Raw genomic sequence first — 23,663 nt, forward strand, 5'->3', positions numbered from 1 at the left:
CAACATTGGAAGGACTATGTTTTGCCGTTCGCTTTTCCCGCAGACAATAGCGTAGCTTCGTGAGACTGTCGTCGGAATGCGCTCGCTATCGTCTGATATCGGCTAGGTTTTCGTACAAAAACGCTGAGGCGCAGGGGCTTTTGCGCTGCAGTGCATCAACCGGGTTGCGCGAGCAGTTCGCGGATCTTCGCTTCGGTCTTTGCATAATCGCCCTCGCCGAAATGGCTGTAGACGATTTTTCCCGTCTTGTCGAAAAGATACAGCGCGGGCCAATACTGGTTGTTGAACGCATTCCAGGTGGCGTACTGATTGTCGAGCGCAACCGGGTAGCGGATATCGAATTGCTTCACCGCCGCGCTGACGTGCGCGGCATCGCGTTCGAACGGATACTCGGGCGTGTGCACGCCGATGACTTCGAGCCCCTGATTGCCATATTGTTTGTACCAGCCCTTCACGTAAGGCAGCGTGTTGACGCAGTTGATGCACGAGTAGGTCCAGAAATCGACCAGCACGACCTTGCCGCGCAATTGCGCCAGCGTGAGCGGCGGGCTGTTGATCCACTTGTCGATGCCGGTTATTTGCGGCGCAGCGGGCGCCGCGCGCTCCTGTGCGCCGACAGTGTTGCCGCGCGTCGCGACCAGGCTCGCGAGCAACGCGAGTGCGATGAAAGCGGTGATGGAAGCAAGCGTTCTGAGTCGTGCGGACATGATGGATTCTCCAGAGAAGAGGTACCGCGGTTAGCGTGACCTCATTGGAAGCCGTGGACGTATCCGGCGTGTGTCGTTCACTGCGCCGCTACGCAACGTTGTGTGTCCGCGCGCTGCTCCGATACGTTGAGATACAAACTCGTCCGCGCGCGCGATCCGCCAGGCGTTTTATGTCGCCATGTATCCACGGAGCCTTCGATACATGCGTATGCAGAATGCCGCGTTCGCCGACACAAGCCGGATACGCGCGGAGCGTTCAATGCAAGGCAATCATTGAACGAAAGGAGGTCTCCATGCTGCTCACACTTCTCGCCTTTGCCGGGGGCATGCTCACCATTTTGAGCCCGTGCATTCTTCCCGTTGTGCCGCTCGTATTTGCACGCGTCGATCAGTCGTTCGTTCGACACGGCTTGCCGCTTCTCGCCGGCATGGCGCTGACGTTCGCCACCGTGGCGAGTCTCGCCGTGGCCGGCGGCGCGTGGGTCGCGCACGTCAATCAATACGGCCGCTGGATCGCGCTCGCTTTCTTCAGTGTATTCGGCACGGCGCTGCTGTTTGCGTCGATGGCCGAGCGGCTCACCCATCCGCTCGTCAGCGTGGGCGATCGTCTCGATCGCGTGGTGCGCCGCGACGGCGGTGAGCCTCGCGCGATGTCGTCGGTGTTGCTCGGCATCGCGACCGGATTGTTGTGGGCGCCGTGCGCGGGACCGATCCTCGGACTCGTGATGACGGGCGTGATCCTGCATCGGCCGGGCGCCGCGGGTGTCTGGCCGTTGCTCGCGTTTGCGGGCGGCGCGGCTACTTCCTTGGCCATTGTGCTCGCAATCGGCGCACGCGTGCTCGCCCTGTTCAAGCGCTCGTATGGTGTGAGCGAGCGCGTGCGCCAGGTGCTCGGCGCGGCAGTGATTCTGTCCGCTGGGGCGATCGCTTTGGGTCTCGATACGCGCGTGCTGGCGCTCGTGCCGTCGCTGAATACCACCGGTATCGAAGACAAGCTCGTGCAGCGCTGGTCGCCTCGCACGGATTCGGCGCGGCAAAACACGGTCGCACTGTCGGCGCGGCGCTGAGCGCCGGTCGGTGGGCAATCCAGGGAAAATACCGAGTGATTCAGGTAATCGCTCCCGCTTGCTCTTCCTGCCTGGCGGCCTCGTGATGTGCTTCTCCACGGCGGCGCGCTAGCGCGTGAAAGGAGCACACGACCCAGCAGCGCCACCCGGCATGCGTCGATTGAAACGGGTGTGGAACGAACCTTGCTGCGCTGCGGTGGTTTTCCTTCGCAAGTTGCCACACATGCCCAGAACAATGAGCACCTGCCAAAGGTGGAGCGCCCGCGAGGTGCGGGTATTGCACGAGGTTCCGCGCGTCCTCGTGGTCGATGACAACGCGGGCGCGGCGGAGGCCCTCGCTACCTACCTTTCGTATGAAGGTGTGGAGGCGCGCTCGGCGACCGGTTGTAACGATGCACTGCGCTGTGTAAAAGATTGGGTGCCCGACGTCGTCGTGCTCGACATCATGATGCCCGAGCACGACGGCTACGAAACCGCGAGCGCGCTGCGCAGTTATCTGCCGACGCCCAGTCTCGGCATCGTCGCATTCACGTCGCTTGATGAAGACCACGTCAGGGAAACCGGCCGTGCCCGGCACAATTTCGACGGCTATTGTCAAAAGGGCACGGCGCCCACGGTGCTGCTCGCGTTGATGCGCAATCTCTGGCGCGAAAGAAACTAGAAAGGGCGGCCGGTTTATCCGGACCGCCCTTTTTGTTCGAGCGTGAGTTGCCCGCGCCGCGCCGCGCCGCTCAACCCTTCACGTGTTCGGACGAGAGCCAGCCGCCGCTCACGCCGATCTGGGCGATCTGTTTCGCGACGGCGTCCGCGAGGCGCGACGCGTCGGCGGACACGCCGGCACGCTTCGTTTCCGATACCGCGTGCAAGCCGCCGCCCACGGCCGCCGACGTCGCGATGCTGCCCGCCGCCGCGCCCACGCCGGCCGTCTCCACGATGCCGGGCGCCTTGCCGCTGTCGCCGCTCGCAGTGAAGCTTTGCACGAGCCGCGGGGCGCCGCCTGCGGGCTTGTAGAAGATCTGCACCGAACTGCTCACCTCGCTCTTGCCCGCGCCCAGACCGATCAGCATGCGGCGGCGGCGATTGCCCGCGTCGATCGTGTCGAAGCTGCCTTGCACCATCAGCACGTTCTGATCGGCGGGGGCGGGAATGTCCGAGCGAATCGCGCGCAAACCCATCGACTGCAATCGATGCACGATTTCGTTCGCGACCTGCTCGCGCACCCTGGCGGCATCGTCGGATTGTTTTTGCGCGGACGATGAACCGTCCATTTGCGTCTTCAGTTTCTGCAGCATGCCGCCGTCGAGCTTCACCTGGTCGGCATGCGTGTCGAACGTGTACACGTAGATGTTGTCGGGGCGCACAGTCGGCTGCGCGACGGCGGCGCTCGTGTTGGTGACGCTGCTGCCTGCGCAACCGGTCAGCAACGCGCTGACGCTGATCATCGCGATGCAGGCGAAGCGAGCGGTGTTCTTCCTGACGAGCTTGATGGAGGTGAACATGTTTTGTCCTGTTCTCGGCACGCGGTGCCGTAGTGTTCGAACCTGTTCTTCCGATGATCGGCAACCGGGGGATCGTGATCATCGGCGACAGGCATCGCACGTAAAGCACTCTTGATCTCATGCGTTCTGTTTCGTACGCACCGGCAGCGAAACGAAGTATGGGGGAGGCGCTTCGCCGACTCCATCGAACATTTATTTCGCGCAATGTCACGCGCCGAACGGGCGTTTTACGCGGCCAGAAAGGGCGCGTAAGGAAGGGAGGAAGTCGATGAGTCCGCGTGCTGACGCGTGACGTGTCGCGCGAATCGGTTCAGTGCAAAGCAAGCGTGACGATGCAGCCAAGCACGAACACGAGCAAAGCGGCGGCAACGGCCAGATCGACTGGATAGCGCATGCTGTACTCGCACTCGCGTTTTCACAGCCACTATCGTAATCAACAGACGTTAGACCAGAAAGCCGTCAGTGGATCGCAATGTGCGAAAAGTAACGCTGCGCGTCGCGGCTCCGCGCGAGGCACGGTGTCGTTCAGGCTTTCGAAAGGCGTGGCAAGCGGCGTGTTTGCAAAGCCGTATCGCCACGCGGGTGAGTGGTTACTGCGGTTACTGCGGTTACTGCGGTTACTGCGGCTGCGAAGGCGCGCTGCTATCGGACGGCATGTGCGGCGGCATGTGCGGCGGCTTGCTGGCGGCGGCGAGATCTTCCGAGAGGCTCGTGCGCAATGTGGCGATGGCCTGCTCGGGATTGGCGGGCTTCAACTGCTCGCGGGCAAGCGAGTCGTACACGTAGTGACGCAGCAGCGGGTCTTGCGTTTTGTTCAACACCTCGTGATACACCACGACGATCTCGCCCGGATGTCCGCTCAGCGCATAAAGGCGGCGCAACTGTTCGAGGTCGTTGATCACCGCGAAGCCGGGACCGATCGGACCATTGATGCCATGCGGCCCATGCATGCCCGGCGGCCCGTCGCCGCGCGGGCCATCGCCTTGCGCGCGAGACGGCGGGGGCGGCGGCAATGCGTCGTCTGCGAATGCGGCCATTCCGGCCATGGTCAGCACGGCGGCCAGTGCCGCGCCCAGTATCTTTTTGCTCATGATGTCGCTCCCATCGACAGAGCGCCGGCGCGACACTGCGCCGGCTCATCCAACGATAGACGAGATGCCCGGTTGCCGGGTTACTGAGTCCTTGCCTTGACTTACGAAGTCTTGCGCGCGGAGTCGGCGTCGGTGCGCGGCGCGTTTCTCCCGGCATGCGGGAATGGCGCGTGCGCTGGCGCAATAGCGTCGGATGGCGCATGATTGACCCAATGTGCCGTCCGACCCCAAGCGTCCACACGCTGCTGCGTGGGCGCGATGTGGCGGGGCGCACCGGAAACCGCCGGCATAGCGTCGTGTGAATTTTGCGGCGCGGCGCGGTGGCGATTGTTCAACCGTTAAGGAGGATTTCGCATGGACCGACCTGACACCGCCAATCCGTTTGGCGATTTCACCAAAATGCTCGAGCAGTTCAAGCTGCCCGGCTTCGACGTGCCCGCGATCATGGAAGCGCGGCGCAAGGACGTCGAAGCGCTGGTTCAGGCGAATCAGACAGCGTTCCAGGGCATGCAATCGCTCGCGCAAAAGCAGGCCGAGATGTTGCGCACGACGCTGAGCGAATTGCAATCGCTAACGGGCCAGCTATCGGCGAGCGGCGCAGCGCCTTCCGCGAAAACGGCCGAGTTGATCCAGCAAAGCTTGCACAAATCGCTTGCCGATATGCAGCAGCTCGCGCAGGCGGCGTATCAGACGCAAGCGGAGTCGTACGCGGTGATCGCGAAACGCGTAGAGGAAAACGTGCAGGAATTGCGCTCGCTCTTGCAGCAACAGCAGTCGAAGAAGTAGATCGGCGCAAGAGCACGGCTGATTTTGCATGCGCATGCCGCGAAGGTTGACTGAACCCTTCGCGGCATTTTTTACGTGTGGCGTATTTGAGAATTGCAGCGCGCGCTTACATTGTCTTCTTCGATGCGCGTCACTTCGTCCTTCTTTCCCGACGTGTCCGCTCGTTTTGCCTGGCCCTCTGCTTTAACGCGTGCGCGGCGAAAATGGCCGCCGCCCCTAAGGTTTCGCGCCGCCGCTCCGTAGATGCATTCACGCGCGGGCCCGTACGTCGCGTATTGAAGTTCACGCGGGCTCGCAGGAAGCCGCCGCAATCACGCGATGAACGAAGTGCAGTTTGTCCACCACGGGCGCGGCCAGCGTGAAGGGATAACCGTCCGGCATGCCGAGGCTGCGGTTCAGGTTGTTCAGCGCATACGTGAGCGGAAACCAGCGCTTCATCAGGTTATCGAAGCTCGTCTCGTCCTGCGATGTGCGGCCGGTCAGCGTCGGCTCGTCTCGCGCGTCGTCTCGCGATAGCGTGACGCCGTGCGAGGCCGACGTGTCCAGCACGTCGACGATCAACAAATAGTGCGCCCATGTCTCGGCCCAATCTTCCCACGGGTGCATCGTTGCATAGGCGCTGATATACGACGCCTGCCAGTCGGCGGGCGCGCCGTTGCGATAGTGAGCGTCGAGCGCTTCGCGGTAGTCGGCGCGCTCGTCGCCGAAAAGTTGGCGGAACGGTTCGAGCCAGCGTGGACTGTTCTCCACCAGCCGACCGAAGTAGTAATGGCCTGTTTCGTGGCGGAAGTGACCGAGTAATGTGCGGCACGGCTCGCCCATCGCGGTGCGCACTCTCTCGCGATGTGCGTCGTCGGCCTCGGCGATGTTGAGCGTGATGAGCCCGTTGTGGTGACCGGTCATGATGCGAGAACCGTCGCCCGTGTCTTCGAGAAACTCAAACGCAAGACCCTGCTCGGGATCTTCGTGGCGCGATTCGACGTGCAGGCCGAATTCGTCCAGCGTGTACAGCAACCGCCGTTTCGCCACTTCGAGGCGGTACCAGTACAGCCGGTTTTCGGGCGCGCTCAGGTTCGGTATCGTGCGTGTCAACTGGCATGATGGGCACAGCGTGTCGGGTGAGTCGGCGGGAATCATCCAGTTGCAGACGTTTTCGACGGCGTAGTTGTGGCACTGCCGATACAGCGCGCCATTCGCTTGCGGATGCAGACTGCGCCAGCGGTCCTGGCCGGCATTCTCGAAGGCGCTGATCTGGCGCAGTGCCGGAATATAGCCGAGTAGTGCCTCGCAGCGCTCGCAAAGCACATTCTCGAAGAACACCAACTGCGAGCAGCGATTGCAGTGAAACGTTTTCATGAACGAAGCCGAGGCGGTCAATACAAGGCGGGGATAGAACATCATTGCAATGTTCATGCCGCATCGAAGCATAAAAAATACTTGCGTCTGTGCGTATGCACATATAGACTGCGGAGCATGAACGGACCTCTCTCCTACGACGAATGCAACTGCTTTGCGCTGCGCCAGGCGGCGCGGCACATCACGCAGCTTTACGAGCGTCATCTCGGCACGGTCGGCGTAACGGCGGCGCAGTTCACCATTCTGGCCAAGCTCGCTCGCACGCCGAACGTGCCGATCCTGGATCTGGCCGACGCCATGGTGATGGACCGCACCACGCTCGTCCGCGCAATGAAACCGTTGCAGCGTGACGGTTTGGTGACCACGGAATCGGCGGAGCATGACAACCGCACCTATCTTTTCAGCCTGACGGAAAAAGGCGAAGAGACGTTCGATCAGGCGGCGATTGCATGGCGCGCGGCCCAGGAAGAGTTCGAAAAGAAGTTTGGGCATGGGCGCGCGAAGGCGCTGCGCGCAGAATTGTTCAGTATCACCGGCTAACGCCGGCGCATGTGCCCGTTTTAGCGGACACTTATTGTGCCCTGACATGTGCATACGCACTTTGAAAAGAAAACCCAGCAATGGACGAACCATTCAGCGACGATTGTTTTGCGATCCGCCAGGCCACGCGTTACGTCTCGCAGATCTACGACCGGCACCTGGCGAGCGTCGGCCTCACGATCACGCAGTTCTCGGTGCTGTGCAGACTCAGGCGCACCGGCCCGATGACGATGAAGCAACTGGCGGACTCTATGCGCATGCAGCGCACCACGCTCGTCCGCACGATCCAGCCGCTGCGTCGCAACGGACTTGTCTTGAGCGAAGCGCCGCTCGCGGACGCGCGAGCGCTGTCGCTTACGCTGACAGTCGAAGGACAAACGCGGCTCGAAGCAGGGCGCAAATACTGGTACGCCGCACAAGCCGAGTTCGAACAGAGCTTCGGCGCGCAACGCGCACACGCGTTGCGCGGCGAGTTGTTTGCCATGACAAACCACCTATGATGCTTGCCGAAGGCAACTGTCATCACGCATACAACCAGCAGAAGCGGGCGCAATGAAAGGCGCCAATTTTTTTAACTCATCGAGTGCATACGCACATACGCCCACCATGTCCACTACACCTTCGACTATCGCGCCCGTTGGCGCGGCGCAGGCCGCGAAACCGGCAACCCGTATTCCGTGGATGCTCCTTGCGATCATGACCGTGTTCGCTGTGCTGGCGCTAGCAGCGTCGTACTGGTTCTTCGTGGGACGCTTTGTCGAAACGACGGACGACGCTTACGTGGGCGGCGATGTCACCGTGATGGCGCCGAAGGTGAACGGCTTCGTGGCCGAGGTGCTGGTGCGGGACAATCAGTTTGTCCGCGCGAACCAGGTGCTGGTGCGGCTGGACGCGCGCGATTTCGACGCACGTCTTGCGCAAGCCGCCGCCGAGGTCCGAAGCGCACAGGCCGCCATGACCGAATTGCAGGCGAAGAAGTCGCTGCAACTCGCGACCATCAACGAGCAGGCCGCAGAAGTTCGCGCGTCGGGCGCCGAACTCACGCGCAGCGCGGCGGATCAGGCGCGCTATCGCGAACTCGTGAAGAACGATGCCGTATCGAATCAGGTCGTGGAGCGCGCCGATGCCGATCTCACGAAAGCGCACGCGGCGGTGGAGCGAAGCAGCGCCGGATTGATCGCGGCGCAGCGCCAGATTGCCGTGCTCGACGCGCAGATCGGCGACTCAGAGGCGCGCATCGCGGCCGCGCAAGCGGCGCAGCGCGTCGCGGCTCTGAACGTGGAGTACACCACCGTTCGTTCGCCGATCGACGGCTATATCGGCAATCGCTCCGCGCGCGTCGGGCTGTTGGCGAATACCGGCGTCTCGCTGCTGACGGTTGTGCCCGCAAGCGGTTTGTGGATCGACGCGAACTTCAAGGAAGACCAGTTGAAGAAGATGCGTGTGGGTGACACCGTCGATGTCGATCTGGACGCTTCCAGCAAGCACATTCACGGTGTGGTCGAAAGCCTCGCGCCCGCAACCGGCGCCACCTTTAGCGTGCTTCCCGCGGAAAACGCCACCGGCAACTTCACGAAGATCGTTCAGCGCGTGCCCGTGCGCGTGCGCCTGAATGTGCCGAAGGACATGCAAGGCGTGCTGCGCCCTGGTCTCTCCGCGACGGTCAAGGTGCACGTCGATCACGCCGATGCGCAAAGCGTGTCGGCTCGCGGATGAACCATCATGACTCACGTTCCCGCTAATCCCGCCGATCAGCCGACGCGCACGAAGGCATTCGCGTTCGCGCTGATGTGTCTCGGCTTTTTCATGGCGACGCTCGATATCCAGATCGTGGCGTCGTCGCTCAAAGACATCGGCGGTGGATTGTCCGCGAGTCAGGACGAACTCTCGTGGGTGCAGACCTCGTATCTGATCGCCGAAATACTTGTGATTCCGATGTCCGGCTGGCTCACACGCGTGTTTTCCACGCGCTGGCTGTTCGCCTTTTCCGCACTCGGCTTCACCGTCACGAGCATGTTGTGCGGCCTGGCATGGGACATCAATTCGATGATTCTGTTTCGCGGCTTGCAAGGCGCGCTCGGCGCCGCCATGATTCCCACGGTGTTCACCACGGCCTTTGTGCTGTTTCCCGGCAAGCAGCGCCTGATTGCGTCCACAACGATCGGCGCGCTCGCTTCGCTGGCGCCGACCGTGGGGCCGGTTATCGGCGGCTGGATCACGTCGCAATGGTCGTGGCATTGGCTGTTCTATCTGAACCTCGCGCCCGGCCTCGCCGTCGCGCTGATGGTGCCGAAATACGTGCACATCGATAAAGCCGATCTGTCGCTGCTGAAAAAGGGCGACTACGTCGGCATGCTCCTGATGTCCGGCTTTCTCGGCTGCCTCGAATACGTGCTTGAAGAAGGGCCGCGCAAGAACTGGTTCGGCGACGACGCAATCATTCTGTGCACGTGGATCTCGGCAATCTGCGGCTTTCTCTTCATCGTGCATGCGTTCACGGCGAAGGAACCGATTGTCGATCTGCGAGCGCTGGCGATTCGCAACTTCGGTATCGGCAGCTTGCTGTCGTTCATCACCGGCATTGGAATCTTCTGCACGGTGTTTCTGACGCCGGTGTTTCTCTCTCGCGTACGCGGCTTCGATTCGTTGCAGATCGGTCTCGCGTTGCTGTCGGTCGGCTGTTTTCAGTTGCTTGCGCTGGCTGCGTATTCCACGCTCGCGCGCGTTGTCGATATGCGCCTGCTGATGGTGTTCGGCCTCGTGCTGTTCGGCGCGGGCTGTTATCTGTATGTGCCGCTCACACACGATTGGGGCTGGCACGAGTTGCTGATCCCGCAAGCGCTGCGCGGCATCGGCCAACAGTTCTGCATTCCCCCTATCGTTACGATGGCGCTCGGCTCGCTGCCGCCGTCGCGCCTTCGTTCCGCGAGCGGCCTGTTCAATCTGATGCGCAACCTCGGCGGCGCAATCGGCATTGCGGTCAGCAGCACGATGCTGAACGATCGGCTGAATCTGCACTATGAGCGGCTCGACGAACATCTGGCAGCGGGACGTCCTGTCGTCGAATCGATCTTGCAGCAGCAGGCCGCGCACTTCGCGGCTATCGGCGGAAACGCGCTGAATGCGGCCAACGCGGGACTCGGCGCATTGCATACGGCGCTGATGCGCGAAGCGTTGGTGCTCACGTTCTCCGACACTTTTCTCGCCGTGTCGCTCTGTTTTGTCGTGGGCTTGTTGAGTGTCTTTTTCTCGCGCCCCTTCGGCAATACCGCGCCGCCGCCCGATGCTCATTGAGGACTTCAAGATGAAAACGATCGCTATCAAGGTGCTTGCCAGCGCCGCCTTCCTCACGCTTGCTGCGTGCGCGGTGCAACCGGCGACGCATGCGGATTTGCCGCAAACGGTGAAGACCCTCGCGCCGGCCGCGTGGAATGTCGACGCCCCGCAAGACAGTGTGAATGCGACCGCGTGGTGGGAGCAGTTTGGCGACCCCGTCATGCATGAACTGATCGACTCGGTGTTGACCGGCAATCTCGACGTGCAGGCGGCAACGGAGCGCGTCAAGCAGGCACAGGACCTGGTGACGCAGAACCGCGCCGCGTTGCTGCCGGAATTGAATGCCAGCGCGCACGCATCGGATTCACGTCAGAACACACCGCCGCCGCTCGGTTATGTGCGTCAAGCCGGTGTCGGCTTGACCGCGAGCTGGACGCCGGATGTATTCGGCGGCGAACGTCTGGCCGTTCTGGCAGCGCAGGCTCAACTGTCCGGACGTCAGTCCGCGCTGAATCAGGTGCGGCTCGCGCTCGCCGCGAATACGGCTGCTGCTTATATCGATCTGCGTTGGGCGCAGACGCAATTGCAGATTCTCAGCGAGAACGAGCAGATTCGCGCGCATGCGTTGAAGCTCACACAACAGCGGTTGCACTACGGATTGTCGACGCAACTCGATGTCGCGCGAGCGCAGAATCAGTTGCGGGATTTGCAGGCGCAAATCCCGCGCGTGCAGACAGCAGTGCAGCATCAGCTCAGTTTGATCGCGGTGTACTCGGGACGCACGCCGGAAAGCGTGGATGATCTGCTGCTCGCGAATGCGCGAGAGGTTCCGGTGCCCACGCAAAGCGTGCCGCGAACGCTGCCTTCCGAAGCGCTTTTGCAGCGGCCCGACGTGCGCACGGCGTATGCCACCGTCGAACAGCGCGCGGCTGAAGTGGGTGTGTCGAAGGCGGAGCGCTATCCGAAGTTCAGGCTCAATCTCACTGACGGCTTGCTGGCCTCGTCGTACCTCGGACTGCCCACGCTGACCGACAACCTCTTCAGCGCCGCATTGAACGCGACAAGTCCGATCTTCAACGCGGGCCGGATCACCGCGAATATCGACGCGAGCGAGAGCCGCATGCGCGAGTCGCAACTCCGCTTGCGACAGACGATGCTCGAAGCGTTGAAGGAGATTGAAGACAACCGCAGCGAGTTGGTGAATGGCGCCGTGCAAGTCGAGCGTCTTGGCGGCGCGCTCGATGCATCGAATCACGCGTTGCGTCTATCGAGCGAACTGTACAAGGGCGGCGCGTCGAGTTTCCTCGATGTACTGACCGCGCAAGAGGCGTATCTGCGCGACGCCGAGTCGTTGAATCAGGCCAAACGCGAGCATGCACTGGCTGCTGTCGCGCTGTATCGTTCGCTGGGAGGCGGTTGGGATGTGGCGGGCACAGTGACGGCGGCTTCGCCGGTTGCATCGAATAATTGAGGCTGTGACGCGACCTGAAACTCCCGCAGCTTGCGAATCGGGCAGGCACGCGAAATGCGTGTGGATCATGCGAGAGGAAGGCGCACTTGATTTGCGCTTTCCCGGCGATACAATCCAATGCCTACCCCGAAACCGGCGAGGTCACGATGACGCGACCCTTCTTCACGATCGGGCATTCCACCCGCGCGCTGTCCGATTTCATCGATTTGCTAAAAATTTCGGATGTCGAAGCATTGGTCGACGTTCGCAGCATTCCACGCTCACGCACCAATCCGCAGTTCAACCGCGAGACGCTGCCGGACTCGCTGGCGCCCGCTCATATCGAGTACCTGCATCTGGCGGAACTAGGTGGGCGGCGTGGCCGTCGCAAAGACGAAGGCCCTTCGGTGAATGAGTATTGGACGCACCCTGCGTTCCGTAACTACGCCGATTACGCAATGACGGAAACTTTCCAGAATGGTCTTGCGGAGCTGCGCGAACTCGGTCACCGCCGCCGTTGCGCGATCATGTGTTCGGAAGCAGTGTGGTGGCGTTGCCACCGGCGCATCATCACAGATTACCTGCTGATGCGTGGGGAAGAGGTGTGGCACATCATGGACGCCCACCACGTGAACGCAGCGACTATCACGCCGGCTGCGCAGGCGCAGCCGGATGGTTTGCTGGTATATCCGGCAGAGTCCGCTTCACACTGAAGCGGACGAAACACACTTAGCCCGCTTTGCCGACCGGAGCAAACCGGCGCTTGCTGCGCGCGGGCGTGAGCCGGCGGAAACGCTCCATCTTGTGTTCTTCTTCGAAGTGGGTGAGCGACGGCTTGACGAGGTCACTGCGCGACACGATGCCGACGAGACGCATCGACTTCGCGTCGGCCACCACGGGCAGACGTTCCAGGCTATGCACAGCCAGTCTCGTCGCGACGAGGCGGCAAGTTTCGGACGGTAGCGCAAACGCTGGAGCCCGGTGACTGAACACGTTCGCTACGCTCATGCCCGGCCGGATGTTCGTGTCTTCGTCGCGGAATCGTTCGAGCGATGCGCGATCCGCCACGCCGATCACCGCGCCTTCACGCACGACCGGATAGGCGCGACGCGTTTGCGCCGCGCCGAAGAACTTGTCTAGCGCCGCGCCGACGGTCATGCCGGCATCGATCGAATCGACCGAAGCGGTCATGACTTCATCCACGTGATGACGCTCCAGCGGATCGACACCATATTCGCGATAGATGTGATAGCCGCGACGCGCGATTTTCTCTGTCATGATCGAGCGGCGCATGGTGACCGTTGCGAAGCCGTGCGCGACGAGCGTCGCGGTCAGGAGCGGCAACAGCGCGTTGCTGTCATGCGTGAGGCCGAACGCAAACACGATTGCGGTGAGCGGCGCACCGAGCGTCGCGCCGAGCGTGGCCGCCATGCAGACGAGCGGCCACAATGCAGGTTCGTTGCCAGGCAGCCAGTGCGACAGAACAGTGCCGAGTCCCGCGCCGAGCATCAGCAGCGGCGCGAGCACGCCGCCCGACGTGCCGGAGCCGAGCGCGACGACCCACATGACCGCTTTCACGGCGAGCAGCAAAAGCGCGATCTGCAATGCAATGTGCTGATGCAGCAGATCGCCGATCACGTCATAACCCACGCCGAGCGCGCGCGGTTCGAGCCATCCGCCGATGCCGACGATCACGCCGCCGAGCGCGGGCCACCACATCCAGTGGATAGGCAGCTTGCCGAACAGATCTTCGGTTTTATAGAGCGCTGAGGAAAGTCCCGACGCGAGCGCGCCCGACAAAAGCCCTGCAATCAGGCACGAAAACAGCGACCAGCCATCGGGCGCGGCGGTTTGCAGCGGAAACAGCGGGCCTGTGCCGAAGAACGCCGCGCGCGCAAATCCCGCGACCGCGCACGCCACGGCAACCGGCAGAAAACTGCGCGGCCGCCATTCGAACAGCAGCAGTTCCACCGCGAGCAACACGGCCGCCACCGGCGTGCCGAACACGGCGGTCATGCCCGCCGCGGCGCCCGCGACGAGCAGCGTCTTGCGTTCCGCCGACGTAACCTTGAAGCACTGTGCGATCAGCGAACCGAGCGCGCCGCCGGTCATGATGATCGGGCCTTCGGCGCCGAACGGGCCGCCGCTGCCGATCACGATGCCCGACGACAACGGCTTGAGCACCGCGACTTTCGGCGACATCTTGCTCTTGCCGAACAGGATGGCTTCGATCGCTTCGGGAATGCCGTGCCCGCGGATTTTTTCGGAGCCGAAACGCGCCATCATTCCGACGATAAGGCCGCCGATCACCGGCACGGCAATGACCCACAGGCCGAGGTTGTTAAGAGCAGGTGAATGTTCGGCGAACGACAACGTGCCGAAGAAGAACAGATTCGTGAACAGACGAATCAGGTTCAGCAATACAAAAGCTGCGAACGTGCTGACCGCGCCAATGCATGCGGCCAGAACGAAAATGCCTGGCAGGCGTGCGTTGGCGGAAAAGTCCCGCTTGTGAGAATCCATGCTCATATTTAGTCGAAGTCGATTTGTGGAACCTGAAATGCGCCCTCAAGCGAGGTCAGCTCGGCGCGGTGAAGCTCCGCGAGTCTCGCAAGCACCCGTTCCCCCGCTTTTTCAAGGTGAACTTCGACCTGGCGGCGATCGGTTTCGCTCGTCTGGCGGCGCACGAGGCTGAGCGCTTCGCAGCGCGACACGAGCGCCACGACGCCGTGATGCTGCGCCTGCAAACGCTCCGCCAGTTCGCCGACAGTGGCCCAGTCGCGCTGCGGATAGCCCTTGATATGCAGCAGCAACAGATATTGCAGCGGCGTGATGCCCTCGCTCTGCGCGGCCTGCTCCGAGAACCGTTCGAAGCGCCGCATCTGATAGCGAAACTCCGACAGCTGTTCAAAGTCGACCTTGCTCAGCCCGCGAACCCGTTCTTTCATTGATCGTCTGCCAATGCAAATAAACGAAAATTATATCACATAATGATGTAATTCGCGGTAAAGGCGCGGCAATTAAGCGGTAATCACGCGGCTTGAGCGTGCTGCACGTTCGCTACGGTCTGACGATACAGGCCGGAGATCAGATCGACCTGCGTAATCATGCCGACCACGTGCCCCACGGAATCGAGCACCGGAATATGGTGGTGACCGTAGTTTGCGAACATCGGCACGAGGTCGGTGATCGGCGCGTTGGCTCTGACGGTGGCGACGTCGGTGGTCATCACGCCGCCGACATTCGGTGCGCGCCGCGGATCGCCGCGCAGCCATCCGTCGAAATACGTCACGAACGGCGAGAACGAACCAAAGATCCGTTTATCGACCAGGTCGGCGCGCGTCACGATGCCGATCAGGCTGTGCTCCGCGTCGATCACCGGAAGCGCCTTCACCTTGTTGCGTTTCAATAGCGCCCATGCCGCCGCCGCACGCGTCGCAGCCGATACCGACACGACGTGACGCGACATGATGTTTTCGCACGTCAGCTCATTGAAGCTGCGCGAGAAGGCCTGAAGCTGCGTTTCGCGCAGCAGCGATTCGAGATCGGTCGGGTCGATGTCGAGCATCTCGCTGCGGCGCTTCAATACGGCCTCCAGGTCGGCGCGAGTGAAGCCGGCACGCGAGGCGGCATCCGCGGTGCTACCCGCGGCGCCGCGCGCCGGCCGCACCGAATGCGGATAGCGGTGACCTGTCGCGGCGTGATAGGCGAGGGCGGCTGCCAGCAGCGCGGCGGACTGGATCGCAATCGGCTCCAGCACGAACCGGTAGCCCAGCGCATGAATGGCGGGACCGCCGAGCACCGCGGTCAGTGCGACCGCGCCCGAAGGCGGGTGCACGCAGCGCAACGCGAACATCCCGCAGATAGCAAGCGCAACGGCCATGGCCGCCGCGAGCGTCGGGTCGGCAATGACGTTCGCGCAGGTCACGCCGATCGTCGCGGACACCAGATTGCCGCCGATGATCGACCACGGTTGCGCGAGCGGACTCGCCGGCACGGCAAACAGCAACACGGCCGAGGCGCCCATCGGCGCGACGAGTAGCGGAATGTTCGCGCCGGAGCCGAGGAGCAGGTACATCGACCCGCCGGTAAATGCAATGCCGAGCAGCGCGCCAAGAGAGGAGCGCGCGCGCTCCTGCCATCTGACGGTAACCGGCAGGGGAATGAAGCTGGAAAACCAGCGCAATACGAGAGAGCGGGACAAGGTACGAAGGGCAAATTAGTCGATTGTAGGGTGCGACGATACGGGGAAACCCCTGGCAAAGCGAATACCGTCTGGTCATAATTATATTTCAATATGATATAAAACGCCTCTGCATCGATTCCGACCCCGAATGCGCGACGAGCGCCGGTTACGCAACGAATCGCCGCGGACTCGCTTTTCAGGCCGTTCGGCGTGAGGTGTACATTTCATTTAAATCACGTTGTGATATAAAATGGATGCACGCGCATCGCGCCCGGCCCCAGCGAGGCGGGAGAGCATTTGCCTCGCTGTGACACGGTCCCGCGCATTGGAAGAGGAGCTAACATGCTGATCACTTTTCAATCCACTGCATCCCCGGACGTGGTGATGCTCCGTGACCTTGCCCAATACCTGCTGGGTTTGATAGGCAAGCGTCTGAATGAGCGGGGCGTCATCATGCACGACGAACTGCCGGGCGCGATCAACCGGCTCGAATCCGCCATCACGGAAGACGCTACCGCGGAAGTCGCGCTCGAAGCACTGCATTGCTCGCCGGGTAATCGAAGGGAGTCGCACAACGGGCTTTCGCAACGCGCATGGCCGTTTCTGGACATGATGCGGGAAGCGAGCAAGCGCGGCGCGGACATCATCTGGGGCCTTTAACAAGGCGTTATCACGCTGGCGCTGTGCCGGTTGCCAGTGCCACGAAAGAGAAAGATGGACCGTTATTTGTCAAAGCGGCGCCTCGCGAAGCTGCTCGCGGCAAGTGTCGCCGCATTGATTGTCTGGCCCGCAATCGCGCAAGCGAATGAGCGCCATTTCGCCGGTGCCGGTATTGTGGCGCCACGCAACCAGCCGCTAAGCAGTGCGCGGCCGGCGCGGAGCGCGCCGTCGCCGTATTTCGCCGACATTCCGATCACCGTGGCCGGCGTGTATGGCGCGACCATGCTCGATATGGTCGCCGGAGCGCCCATCTTGCTGGTGAGGTGGCCGAAGGGTTGTTGTCAGCGAAGCCGCAAATGGCGCATGGTGCGAGGCACGACATTGGCGCCAGTGCATCCGAAGGCGGACGACAGGCACGTTTTCTTTCTCTGGCCGCAGTCGTAGCGCGCCTCTTTCCCGCGTGGGGCAATCAATGCCCGTTCCGAGTCCGGTTCCACCAATGCCGACGCGCGTCAGTGTGACGAAGCCGTTCGCGCAGACCGGCGCGGCGCCCTTGTGCGACCACGGAAAAAACGACCAGCACGAGTATTGCGCCGGCGACTGCCAACTGCACGAGGAGATCCATCATGACGCGTCTCCAGCATCATGGCGCGCTGCTCGCGCGCTCAGGTAAGCAGCGGCACGGCCTCGATCAGCGCGAAGCCGACAAGCGCGCCGACCGCCGCGCCAATGAGCCGTGGATGCAGCCTTTGCATATGCAATGTATCGAGCAAAGTGCCGATCAGAATGATGCCGAGCAGCGCAAAGGCGATGAGCAGATAGCCGATTTCGAAGTCGTTGCCAATGATCATTTGATCCTCCCATGCGAGCCGCGCTCCGAACCGACAGCATGTCGTATCGGTTGCCCTTGCAAACAGTATATGTCACGTTTTGATATATATAGGAATTGATGTTTAATGTACTCATGGGGCAGTGGCGCGACACTCGCGCGGCACTCGGCGCGGCGTTGCAACATCTATCACGGATTGACATATACTGGATTTGCGGGATTCGAAATTGCGTTAGAGCCTTGCAATGGACACAAGGGAGAGCGACATGTCGGCCTTTAATCGCATTCTTCTCTGTTATGACGGAACCGGCGAAGGACAGCACGCGCTCGCAGACGGCGCGCGTCTCGCGCAGAATCTCGCAGCCGAAGTGCATTTGCTCTCCGTCATCAATAATTTTGCGTGGGTGCAAGGCGCGGACATTACTTCCGCGGTACCGACCGAAATCATCAGCGACTCGGTGAAAAGTGTGCTCGAAGAAGGCCTGAAGAAACTCGCGGCACGGGGAATTCGCGCAACAGGGCACTTTGCGATTGGCGACCCGCTCGATCAGATTCCTTTTTTCGCCAAGGACCTGAATGTCGATCTGATCGTGGTGGGACACCATCGAACCAGCCGGCTCGCGCGGTGGTGGGGCGGCCGAACCGACGGCCTGTTGCTCGACAGGGTGAGTTGCAGCGTGCTTGTCACGATGGGGCCTGAAACGGCAACCGGCGCGCAAACGGTCGGCACCTCGGGCGTTGGTGAAACGGCGTTGCCGGCCGAGCATTCGTGACGCAGGCCGGCGCGTGTCGCCCGGAGATAAAGATGAATCAACGAGATGAATCAACGAGATGAATCAACGAGATGAATCAACGCAGCGTTGTCACGCTTGCGCTGTCCACGTGTTCGAGCGCGTGCTCTTGCGCTGCATCTGGCTGATACATATAGGTGCGATTGAACGGATAGTCACTGCGAGCATGGGCGATACGACCGGCCGCGTGGCTATCTGACCTGATCGTCTCGGAGGGGCGCGACGCGACGATCTGAAAGAGCGACGTCCACCCAAGCTCGAATCCCATCGCGGAGCCGGCCAGATAAAGCCGGTACGCGCGAATGATCTTCTCCGCATCGTTGCCCAGCACGCGGCGCGCATCATCGAGACGAGCCTCGAGTGCATCGGCCCAATGCCATAGCGTTCGCGCGTAATGGGGACGCAGGCATTCGGCGTCCACGGGTTCGAGATTGCCGCGCGTCATGGCCTCCATCATCACGCTGACGTGTACGAGTTGACCGCCCGGAAAAATGTATTTGTCGATGAATTCGCCCATGCCGCCGCCCACGTCCGGATTGTCGACGCCGCCGGCAGTAATGCTGTGATTCATCATGAGACCGCCTGGTCTCAGCAATCGCCGCATTTTTGCAAAGTACACCGGCAGGTTCGGACGGCCCACGTGCTCGCACATGCCGACCGACGCGATCTTGTCGAAAGGCACCGATTCGTCGATGTCGCGATAGTCCAGCAATAGCATTTTGACGCGCTCTTGCAGTCCTTTCTGCTCGATGCGCCGGTTGACGTACGCATGCTGGTTTTTCGACAGCGTGATGCCCGTGGCGGCAACGCCGTAGTGTTCCGCAGCCCACAGCAACAGCCCGCCCCAGCCGGCGCCCACATCGAGAAAACGCTCGCCTGAGCGCAGCATCAGCTTCCGGCAGATGTGATCGAGCTTCGCTTGCTGCGCCTCGGCAAGAGACATGGAGGGTTTTGAAAAATACGCACACGAGTACACGCGCAACGGGTCGAGCCACAGCGCGTAAAAGTCGTCGGAGACATCGTAATGATGCTGCACCTGGGCGGCGTCTTTTGCACGACTATGATGCGTGTGTGCCCAGATGGCGCGACGCGTATCGTTGATGTGACTCATCAGCCAGCCATGCGTTTCGTGTGTCGGGTCGCTGCGCAAGAGCGCGGGCGCGACCGCCATCAGGTCATGCATGTTCCCCTCGATTTCGAGGCGGCCTTCCACGTAGTCTTCCGCCAGCCGCCCGATTGCGCCTTGCCTCAGATGCAGCAGCGCCAGCCTGTCGCGTATCACGAACGACAAACGCGGCTCTTGCGCGCCGATGTGCTGGCCGTCGGGCAGCGTCACGGACACGGGTACCGGCAGGCCGGCGATCTGTTGTTCAGCGGATGAACGCAAAAGACTCGAGAGCGTCATGGTTTGTCCTCCTGGCAGCCACGTTGCGGTGCTTCAACCGAGCATCATTCATGCCGCGCCGGCAACGCAAACCTGTCGATGTTCAGGCGGAGCCTGTTGCCAATTCGAATAATGGATCGTCTAAAAACACTTAGCTATCCGGATAGTTTCCCTCTGACTTCCTTTGCATGCGGCTCAGGGTTTTCCTGCATTCGCCACCGCCACACTTTCCCTCATTGCAAGGCTTTCATGCTAGTGACACCATGCTTTCATAACCGGGGCGCCCAAAGAAGCTCGGGCGCACCTCATTGAATGTCAAAAGCATCATGCTGCGCAGGGGATTTGTACGTGCGGCGTTGGGCGCCGCATATATCCGCGGCAAGGCCGGTTGCTGCGAACGCGCGTGCTTTTTAGCCGCGATGTTCATCAGGATTTCCTTACTGTCGAATAGGGATACCCTTCGCGGATTCTCCGCGCTGCCTGACTGTGATGCGATTACTGTCGTTCTATGATTGACGCGTCGAAACGGTCTAAGCCGGTAACAGCACATGATTCCCTATCTGTCGGAGCGTGAAAATGAGGTGGAGCACATCAACTCGATCTGCTTCCGGCTATTCGATATCTGGTGCGAGCGGCGCAGCATTACGCCGCTGGGATATCTGATGCATTGCTGGCCGCTCGTCGATAGCGGGCCGAAGGCGATCCGGCGAGTCGGCGAGACGTTGCGGGAACTCAGAAAGTCGCATCCGGCCGAGCTGGATGGCACAACCGGGGACATGCTTCTCGAACTGGCCGATTGCGTGGACGATCTGCTCGTTCGCGCAGTCCCCGAGCCGGCAGGCTTAATGGGAATCCGGCTGCTGTCATGAATTGAAAGCGCTCGCGAGGAGCACCGAATAGCGCAGCGCTCGCGCATGACGTCAAAACACAGCAACCGCTTTTTTCAAGTGGGTCGCCGATAAACCGCAGTCGCCGTACGAGCGCGGAACAGGAACTGCGATAGGCAGGAAGTCGCGCAATGGGCCGAACGCATGGCAGCGCAGGATGCGCAATACGCGCCGTTCGCCGCGTGCATTCTCAACCTCGCGAAAGGCTATCAGTCGAGGGCGCTGCTGAATCCCGTTCAGGAACAACTGCACAGCAAGGCCGCACCATGAACGACGCGTCTCTTTCCGCCCATGATCCGCCGACCGTATTGATCGCAGACGACAACCCGGCCAACCTCGCCGTCGTGGTCGAGAGTCTGGTGGCGCGCGGCTTCAGAGTGCTCGTTGCGCTCGACGGAACGGAGGCGATTCAACGCGCCCAGTTGTCGTCGCCCGATCTGATTCTGCTCGATGTGAGAATGCCGGGCATAGACGGTTTCGAAACCTGCCGGCGGCTCAAGTCCGACGCGCGCACGCGCGACATCGCCGTGATCTTCATGACGTCGCTCACCGGCAGCGAGGACATGGTCGAGGGCTTTTCGGCGGGCGGTGTGGATTACCTCACGAAACCCGTGCACGTCGACGAAATGATGGCGCGCATCAGCACGCATCTCGCGCTGCGCGGCATGCATCAGAAACTGATTGCGCAGAACCGGCAACTGCATGAAGAAGTGCTTGTGCGTCAGCGGGCCGAGGCCGCGTTGTCACGCGTGCGCGACGGGCTTGAAGTGAGCGTCGCGCAGCGCACCGACGAACTCGCGCGCGCGAACGCGACGCTCCAGTCGCAGATCGAGGAACGCCGACGCGCCGAAGCGCGGCTCGTCGCGAGCGAGTTTCGTTTTCGCACGATTGTCGAAACGAGTCCGGTGCCGCTGTGCATCACGTCGATGCCCGAGGGCCGCATTCTCTATACGAATAAGCCATTGCGCGAACTCTTCGGCATCGACTACGTGCGCACGCATGTCGCGAATATTGCCGAGCTGTATGCCGACGAAGCGGAGCGCGACGTGCTAGTCGAACATTTGCGTCATGAAGGAAGTTTTCGCAATGGCGAGGTGCATTTCAGGCGCGCGGACGGCACGACGTTCTGGGCCATCGCGACCGCGCGCGTCGCGACATACGACGACGCGCCCGCGATTTTTGTTGGCCTGAACGACATTAGCGAGCGCAAGCGGATCGAGCAGGAACTGGTCGAATCGCGCGAGCAATTGCGTGAGTTGTCCGCGTATATGGAGGCCATTCGCGAAGAAGAGAGAAAGCGTATCGCGATGGAAATACATGATGAATTGGGCCAACTGCTCACTGCCCTCAAGATGGATGTGTCGCTGCTGAAAATGCGCCTGTCCGGCGATCAGGAAGTCGCGAAACGAACCGACGACATGCGCGAACTGGTCGAGCGAACTATCTGGATGGTGCGCAATGTCGCAAGTCACTTGCGGCCCGCCGCGCTGAATTACGGCATCGTGTCGGCGCTCGAATGGCTCGTCGACGATTTCGGGCGGCGCAGCGGACTGGCCTGCCAGTTTCGACTGAACGGCAACGAGCCCGTGCTTTCCGATGCGCACGCAACCGCCATGTTTCGCATCGTGCAGGCCTCGCTGACGAATGTCGCGCGTCACGCACGCGCAACGCGAGCCGACGTCACGCTAACGAGTACGGCAACGGCATTGGACCTGCACGTCAGCGACGACGGCTGCGGCTTCGATCAGGACGCCGCGCGAAGAGACTATTCGTATGGCTTGCTCGGCATGGGCGAGCGTGCGCGTCTGATAGGCGGTTCGTTGCTGATCGACAGCGCGCCGGGCACGGGTACTTCGGTGTCGATTCATATACCGCTTCAGGATGGGCTTCAAACATGATCAACCTTCTGATTGCCGACGATCACCCGCTGGTGCGCGGCGGTCTCAAGCAGATAATCGAAACGACGCCCGACATCGTGGTCGCGGGCGAAGCGGCGCAAGGTTCGGAAGTGATCGACAAACTGCGGACATGTCAGGTCGATCTGTTACTGCTCGACATGACGATGCCCGGCATCAGCGGTGTCGATCTGATCCGGCGCGTGCGCGCGGAGCGTCCTTCGCTGCCGGTTCTCGTGCTGAGCATCCATAACGAAGCGCAGGTCGTCTCGCGGGCGTTGCGTGCGGGCGCAACCGGTTATGTCACGAAAGACAGCAACCCCGACGTGCTGCTCGCGGCGATTCGCAAGCTGGCGGAAGGCGGCCGCTTCATCGACCCAAAGCTCGTGGAAGGCATCGTATTCGAAACCTATTCCGGCGATGCGCCGCCTCACGAAATACTGTCCGACCGCGAGTTTCAGGTTCTGCAAATGCTCGCGCTCGGCAAGAGTCTGAATGACATCGCCGACGACCTGGCGCTCAGCGCGAAAACCATCAGCACGCACAAAATGCGGCTGATGCAGAAGCTCGGGCTCGCCAATAACGCGGACCTGATTCGCTATGCGATCCGGCACGGACTCGTCGCCGAATGAGCCGTGCAAACACGTCAGGAAATCCTGAAGCGCGAAACAGGCATTCCTGAATCGACATTCCGCCGCCGCCGATGGAGGCATTGCCGCCGCCGCCTTACGATGCGTGGATGGACCAGCGGAGGATGTATGGCAGCGTCAGAACGAACATTACGCGAACTCATCGAGAAGTGGCTGGAGGCGACAGGCGCGGGATCGGCTCGCGTGCAGTTGCAGCCGTGCCCGCTGCCGGGACTCAGACGCTGCGTCTGTGTCGAGGCGCAACGCGAATCCGGCGTGCTGACGTTGTTTTTCTTTCGCCATGGCGACGGCTTCTGGCATGTCTTTCCGCCTGAGCGACGGCTGGCGATGAGCCTGTTCACGATGACCGCGTAAGCGGCGAGACGCGTGACGGAGACAGAATCATGAGCCATGAAGAATGGGGTTTTGCTTCACCGGAAGTGTTAGCGCTGCGCATGTGGATGAGCGTGTGGTACGACCATGCTGTCGTGTCCGGCTTCATTCGCGCGCCGTTTACCCTCGATGACGCCGATGCCGGGCGTCTCGAAGGCTATTTCAATCTTGGCCTGACGCCGCAGGAAGGCGCCGTGGTGTTCTTCGCCAGGTCTCACTGATTCGGCTTTCGTCCAT

Annotated in this window: 28 protein-coding genes and 1 pseudogene; 18 read left to right on the top strand and 11 right to left on the bottom strand. The window is 61.5% G+C overall.

From position 1 onward, the window contains the following. Window positions 1-155 precede the first annotated feature (155 nt). The gene (locus VOM14_RS01885) at window positions 156-707 is read right to left on the bottom strand and encodes a thioredoxin family protein (protein WP_327626961.1); all 552 of its coding nucleotides are present in this window, start codon (window positions 705-707) and stop codon (window positions 156-158) included. Between the two features lie 293 nt (window positions 708-1,000). Between VOM14_RS01885 and VOM14_RS01890 the strand changes: the two are divergent. Both VOM14_RS01890 and VOM14_RS01895 read left to right on the top strand, forming a co-directional pair. Next, window positions 1,001-1,759, top strand: a pseudogene (locus tag VOM14_RS01890) (cytochrome c biogenesis CcdA family protein); the annotation flags it as partial. Between the two features lie 238 nt (window positions 1,760-1,997). Continuing rightward, complete coding sequence (locus VOM14_RS01895) at window positions 1,998-2,435, top strand: response regulator (protein ID WP_327627406.1); 438 nt, start codon at window positions 1,998-2,000, stop codon at window positions 2,433-2,435. A 70-nt stretch (window positions 2,436-2,505) separates the two neighbouring features. Here VOM14_RS01895 and VOM14_RS01900 read toward each other — a convergent pair whose 3' ends face one another. Then, on the bottom strand, window positions 2,506-3,273 hold the full coding sequence (locus tag VOM14_RS01900; RefSeq protein ID WP_327626962.1) for a DUF4410 domain-containing protein: 768 nt from the start codon (window positions 3,271-3,273) through the stop codon (window positions 2,506-2,508). 617 nt (window positions 3,274-3,890) lie between these two features. Next, window positions 3,891-4,364 (bottom strand): hypothetical protein, encoded by a 474-nt coding sequence (locus VOM14_RS01905; RefSeq protein WP_327626963.1) that lies wholly within the window; start codon window positions 4,362-4,364, stop codon window positions 3,891-3,893. A gap of 354 nt (window positions 4,365-4,718) precedes the next feature. Between VOM14_RS01905 and VOM14_RS01910 the strand changes: the two genes are divergently transcribed. Beyond that, window positions 4,719-5,150 (top strand): phasin family protein, encoded by a 432-nt coding sequence (locus VOM14_RS01910; protein ID WP_327626964.1) that lies wholly within the window; start codon window positions 4,719-4,721, stop codon window positions 5,148-5,150. Between the two features lie 282 nt (window positions 5,151-5,432). On the opposite strand, the gene VOM14_RS01915 is transcribed toward VOM14_RS01910, so the two are convergent. Continuing rightward, complete coding sequence (locus tag VOM14_RS01915; protein WP_327626965.1) at window positions 5,433-6,506, bottom strand: zinc-binding metallopeptidase family protein; 1,074 nt, start codon at window positions 6,504-6,506, stop codon at window positions 5,433-5,435. A gap of 117 nt (window positions 6,507-6,623) precedes the next feature. On the opposite strand from VOM14_RS01915, the gene VOM14_RS01920 reads away from it, so the two are divergent. The 6 genes from VOM14_RS01920 (at window position 6,624) to VOM14_RS01945 (ending at window position 12,485) form a co-directional block, all read left to right on the top strand. Beyond that, window positions 6,624-7,046 carry a MarR family winged helix-turn-helix transcriptional regulator gene (locus VOM14_RS01920; protein WP_327626966.1) on the top strand — a complete coding sequence of 141 codons (423 nt, stop codon included), beginning with the start codon at window positions 6,624-6,626 and terminating at the stop codon, window positions 7,044-7,046. 80 nt (window positions 7,047-7,126) lie between these two features. Beyond that, window positions 7,127-7,546, top strand: a complete 420-nt coding sequence (locus VOM14_RS01925; protein ID WP_327626967.1) for a MarR family winged helix-turn-helix transcriptional regulator — start codon at window positions 7,127-7,129, stop codon at window positions 7,544-7,546. 106 nt (window positions 7,547-7,652) lie between these two features. After that, window positions 7,653-8,762: an HlyD family secretion protein gene (locus VOM14_RS01930; RefSeq protein WP_327626968.1), complete on the top strand. Its 1,110-nt coding sequence runs from the start codon at window positions 7,653-7,655 to the stop codon at window positions 8,760-8,762. A 6-nt stretch (window positions 8,763-8,768) separates the two neighbouring features. Next, window positions 8,769-10,340, top strand: coding sequence for a DHA2 family efflux MFS transporter permease subunit (locus VOM14_RS01935; protein WP_327626969.1), 1,572 nt, complete (start codon window positions 8,769-8,771; stop codon window positions 10,338-10,340). Between the two features lie 10 nt (window positions 10,341-10,350). After that, entirely contained in the window at window positions 10,351-11,793 is a 1,443-nt protein-coding gene (locus tag VOM14_RS01940; protein WP_327626970.1) for an efflux transporter outer membrane subunit, read from the top strand. A gap of 146 nt (window positions 11,794-11,939) precedes the next feature. Further along, entirely contained in the window at window positions 11,940-12,485 is a 546-nt protein-coding gene (locus tag VOM14_RS01945; RefSeq protein WP_327626971.1) for a DUF488 domain-containing protein, read from the top strand. A gap of 16 nt (window positions 12,486-12,501) precedes the next feature. Here the strand turns inward: VOM14_RS01945 and VOM14_RS01950 are convergent, their stop codons facing one another. The 3 genes from VOM14_RS01950 to VOM14_RS01960 form a co-directional block, all read right to left on the bottom strand. Then, entirely contained in the window at window positions 12,502-14,301 is a 1,800-nt protein-coding gene (locus VOM14_RS01950) for a chloride channel protein (RefSeq protein ID WP_327626972.1), read from the bottom strand. Between the two features lie 2 nt (window positions 14,302-14,303). After that, a complete protein-coding gene (locus VOM14_RS01955; RefSeq protein ID WP_327626973.1) occupies window positions 14,304-14,720 on the bottom strand; it encodes a MarR family winged helix-turn-helix transcriptional regulator in 417 nt (138 codons plus the stop codon). Window positions 14,721-14,803: 83 nt separating this feature from the next. Further along, window positions 14,804-15,976 (bottom strand): HPP family protein, encoded by a 1,173-nt coding sequence (locus VOM14_RS01960; protein WP_327626974.1) that lies wholly within the window; start codon window positions 15,974-15,976, stop codon window positions 14,804-14,806. Between the two features lie 324 nt (window positions 15,977-16,300). On the opposite strand from VOM14_RS01960, the gene VOM14_RS01965 reads away from it, so the two are divergent. Next, on the top strand, window positions 16,301-16,618 hold the full coding sequence (locus VOM14_RS01965; protein ID WP_327626975.1) for a DUF1840 domain-containing protein: 318 nt from the start codon (window positions 16,301-16,303) through the stop codon (window positions 16,616-16,618). Between the two features lie 54 nt (window positions 16,619-16,672). Then, the gene (locus VOM14_RS01970; RefSeq protein WP_327626976.1) at window positions 16,673-17,062 is read left to right on the top strand and encodes a hypothetical protein; all 390 of its coding nucleotides are present in this window, start codon (window positions 16,673-16,675) and stop codon (window positions 17,060-17,062) included. 25 nt (window positions 17,063-17,087) lie between these two features. Here VOM14_RS01970 and VOM14_RS01975 read toward each other — a convergent pair whose 3' ends face one another. Both VOM14_RS01975 and VOM14_RS01980 read right to left on the bottom strand, forming a co-directional pair. Further along, complete coding sequence (locus VOM14_RS01975) at window positions 17,088-17,246, bottom strand: hypothetical protein (protein WP_327626977.1); 159 nt, start codon at window positions 17,244-17,246, stop codon at window positions 17,088-17,090. Between the two features lie 37 nt (window positions 17,247-17,283). Beyond that, window positions 17,284-17,469 carry a hypothetical protein gene (locus VOM14_RS01980; protein WP_327626978.1) on the bottom strand — a complete coding sequence of 62 codons (186 nt, stop codon included), beginning with the start codon at window positions 17,467-17,469 and terminating at the stop codon, window positions 17,284-17,286. 244 nt (window positions 17,470-17,713) lie between these two features. Between VOM14_RS01980 and VOM14_RS01985 the strand changes: the two genes are divergently transcribed. Continuing rightward, a complete protein-coding gene (locus tag VOM14_RS01985) occupies window positions 17,714-18,220 on the top strand; it encodes a universal stress protein (protein ID WP_327626979.1) in 507 nt (168 codons plus the stop codon). Between the two features lie 76 nt (window positions 18,221-18,296). On the opposite strand, the gene VOM14_RS01990 is transcribed toward VOM14_RS01985, so the two are convergent. Both VOM14_RS01990 and VOM14_RS01995 read right to left on the bottom strand, forming a co-directional pair. Then, the gene (locus VOM14_RS01990) at window positions 18,297-19,643 is read right to left on the bottom strand and encodes a class I SAM-dependent methyltransferase (RefSeq protein ID WP_327626980.1); all 1,347 of its coding nucleotides are present in this window, start codon (window positions 19,641-19,643) and stop codon (window positions 18,297-18,299) included. Between the two features lie 226 nt (window positions 19,644-19,869). Beyond that, the gene (locus tag VOM14_RS01995; protein ID WP_327626981.1) at window positions 19,870-20,049 is read right to left on the bottom strand and encodes a hypothetical protein; all 180 of its coding nucleotides are present in this window, start codon (window positions 20,047-20,049) and stop codon (window positions 19,870-19,872) included. Between the two features lie 121 nt (window positions 20,050-20,170). Here VOM14_RS01995 and VOM14_RS02000 point away from each other — a divergent pair, with 121 nt between their 5' ends. The 6 genes from VOM14_RS02000 to VOM14_RS02025 all read left to right on the top strand — a co-directional run bounded on the left by VOM14_RS02000 (window position 20,171) and on the right by VOM14_RS02025 (window position 23,647). After that, window positions 20,171-20,491, top strand: a complete 321-nt coding sequence (locus VOM14_RS02000; RefSeq protein ID WP_327626982.1) for a hypothetical protein — start codon at window positions 20,171-20,173, stop codon at window positions 20,489-20,491. A 162-nt stretch (window positions 20,492-20,653) separates the two neighbouring features. After that, the gene (locus VOM14_RS02005; protein WP_327626983.1) at window positions 20,654-20,779 is read left to right on the top strand and encodes a hypothetical protein; all 126 of its coding nucleotides are present in this window, start codon (window positions 20,654-20,656) and stop codon (window positions 20,777-20,779) included. After that, complete coding sequence (locus tag VOM14_RS02010; RefSeq protein ID WP_327626984.1) at window positions 20,776-22,407, top strand: hybrid sensor histidine kinase/response regulator; 1,632 nt, start codon at window positions 20,776-20,778, stop codon at window positions 22,405-22,407. The genes VOM14_RS02005 and VOM14_RS02010 overlap by 4 nt, the downstream gene beginning before the upstream one ends. Beyond that, a complete protein-coding gene (locus VOM14_RS02015) occupies window positions 22,404-23,036 on the top strand; it encodes a response regulator transcription factor (protein ID WP_327626985.1) in 633 nt (210 codons plus the stop codon). The genes VOM14_RS02010 and VOM14_RS02015 overlap by 4 nt, the downstream gene beginning before the upstream one ends. Window positions 23,037-23,162: 126 nt before the next feature. Further along, a complete protein-coding gene (locus VOM14_RS02020; protein ID WP_327626986.1) occupies window positions 23,163-23,408 on the top strand; it encodes a hypothetical protein in 246 nt (81 codons plus the stop codon). 29 nt (window positions 23,409-23,437) lie between these two features. Next, a complete protein-coding gene (locus tag VOM14_RS02025) occupies window positions 23,438-23,647 on the top strand; it encodes a hypothetical protein (protein WP_327626987.1) in 210 nt (69 codons plus the stop codon). The last annotated feature ends 16 nt before the right edge of the window (window positions 23,648-23,663 follow it).

Source organism: Paraburkholderia sp. MPAMCS5, assembly GCF_036016995.1.
Lineage (GTDB): Bacteria > Pseudomonadota > Gammaproteobacteria > Burkholderiales > Burkholderiaceae > Paraburkholderia.

Coding starts and splice junctions, on each gene's coding strand:
- VOM14_RS01885 (WP_327626961.1), bottom strand. CDS start 707: ATGTCCGCACGACTCAGAACGCTTGCTTCCATCACCGCTTTCATCGCA.
- VOM14_RS01895 (WP_327627406.1), top strand. CDS start 1,998: ATGCCCAGAACAATGAGCACCTGCCAAAGGTGGAGCGCCCGCGAGGTG.
- VOM14_RS01900 (WP_327626962.1), bottom strand. CDS start 3,273: ATGTTCACCTCCATCAAGCTCGTCAGGAAGAACACCGCTCGCTTCGCC.
- VOM14_RS01905 (WP_327626963.1), bottom strand. CDS start 4,364: ATGAGCAAAAAGATACTGGGCGCGGCACTGGCCGCCGTGCTGACCATG.
- VOM14_RS01910 (WP_327626964.1), top strand. CDS start 4,719: ATGGACCGACCTGACACCGCCAATCCGTTTGGCGATTTCACCAAAATG.
- VOM14_RS01915 (WP_327626965.1), bottom strand. CDS start 6,506: ATGAAAACGTTTCACTGCAATCGCTGCTCGCAGTTGGTGTTCTTCGAG.
- VOM14_RS01920 (WP_327626966.1), top strand. CDS start 6,624: ATGAACGGACCTCTCTCCTACGACGAATGCAACTGCTTTGCGCTGCGC.
- VOM14_RS01925 (WP_327626967.1), top strand. CDS start 7,127: ATGGACGAACCATTCAGCGACGATTGTTTTGCGATCCGCCAGGCCACG.
- VOM14_RS01930 (WP_327626968.1), top strand. CDS start 7,653: ATGTCCACTACACCTTCGACTATCGCGCCCGTTGGCGCGGCGCAGGCC.
- VOM14_RS01935 (WP_327626969.1), top strand. CDS start 8,769: ATGACTCACGTTCCCGCTAATCCCGCCGATCAGCCGACGCGCACGAAG.
- VOM14_RS01940 (WP_327626970.1), top strand. CDS start 10,351: ATGAAAACGATCGCTATCAAGGTGCTTGCCAGCGCCGCCTTCCTCACG.
- VOM14_RS01945 (WP_327626971.1), top strand. CDS start 11,940: ATGACGCGACCCTTCTTCACGATCGGGCATTCCACCCGCGCGCTGTCC.
- VOM14_RS01950 (WP_327626972.1), bottom strand. CDS start 14,301: ATGAGCATGGATTCTCACAAGCGGGACTTTTCCGCCAACGCACGCCTG.
- VOM14_RS01955 (WP_327626973.1), bottom strand. CDS start 14,720: ATGAAAGAACGGGTTCGCGGGCTGAGCAAGGTCGACTTTGAACAGCTG.
- VOM14_RS01965 (WP_327626975.1), top strand. CDS start 16,301: ATGCTGATCACTTTTCAATCCACTGCATCCCCGGACGTGGTGATGCTC.
- VOM14_RS01970 (WP_327626976.1), top strand. CDS start 16,673: ATGGACCGTTATTTGTCAAAGCGGCGCCTCGCGAAGCTGCTCGCGGCA.
- VOM14_RS01975 (WP_327626977.1), bottom strand. CDS start 17,246: ATGATGGATCTCCTCGTGCAGTTGGCAGTCGCCGGCGCAATACTCGTG.
- VOM14_RS01980 (WP_327626978.1), bottom strand. CDS start 17,469: ATGATCATTGGCAACGACTTCGAAATCGGCTATCTGCTCATCGCCTTT.
- VOM14_RS01985 (WP_327626979.1), top strand. CDS start 17,714: ATGTCGGCCTTTAATCGCATTCTTCTCTGTTATGACGGAACCGGCGAA.
- VOM14_RS01990 (WP_327626980.1), bottom strand. CDS start 19,643: ATGACGCTCTCGAGTCTTTTGCGTTCATCCGCTGAACAACAGATCGCC.
- VOM14_RS01995 (WP_327626981.1), bottom strand. CDS start 20,049: ATGAACATCGCGGCTAAAAAGCACGCGCGTTCGCAGCAACCGGCCTTG.
- VOM14_RS02000 (WP_327626982.1), top strand. CDS start 20,171: ATGATTCCCTATCTGTCGGAGCGTGAAAATGAGGTGGAGCACATCAAC.
- VOM14_RS02005 (WP_327626983.1), top strand. CDS start 20,654: ATGGCAGCGCAGGATGCGCAATACGCGCCGTTCGCCGCGTGCATTCTC.
- VOM14_RS02010 (WP_327626984.1), top strand. CDS start 20,776: ATGAACGACGCGTCTCTTTCCGCCCATGATCCGCCGACCGTATTGATC.
- VOM14_RS02015 (WP_327626985.1), top strand. CDS start 22,404: ATGATCAACCTTCTGATTGCCGACGATCACCCGCTGGTGCGCGGCGGT.
- VOM14_RS02020 (WP_327626986.1), top strand. CDS start 23,163: ATGGCAGCGTCAGAACGAACATTACGCGAACTCATCGAGAAGTGGCTG.
- VOM14_RS02025 (WP_327626987.1), top strand. CDS start 23,438: ATGAGCCATGAAGAATGGGGTTTTGCTTCACCGGAAGTGTTAGCGCTG.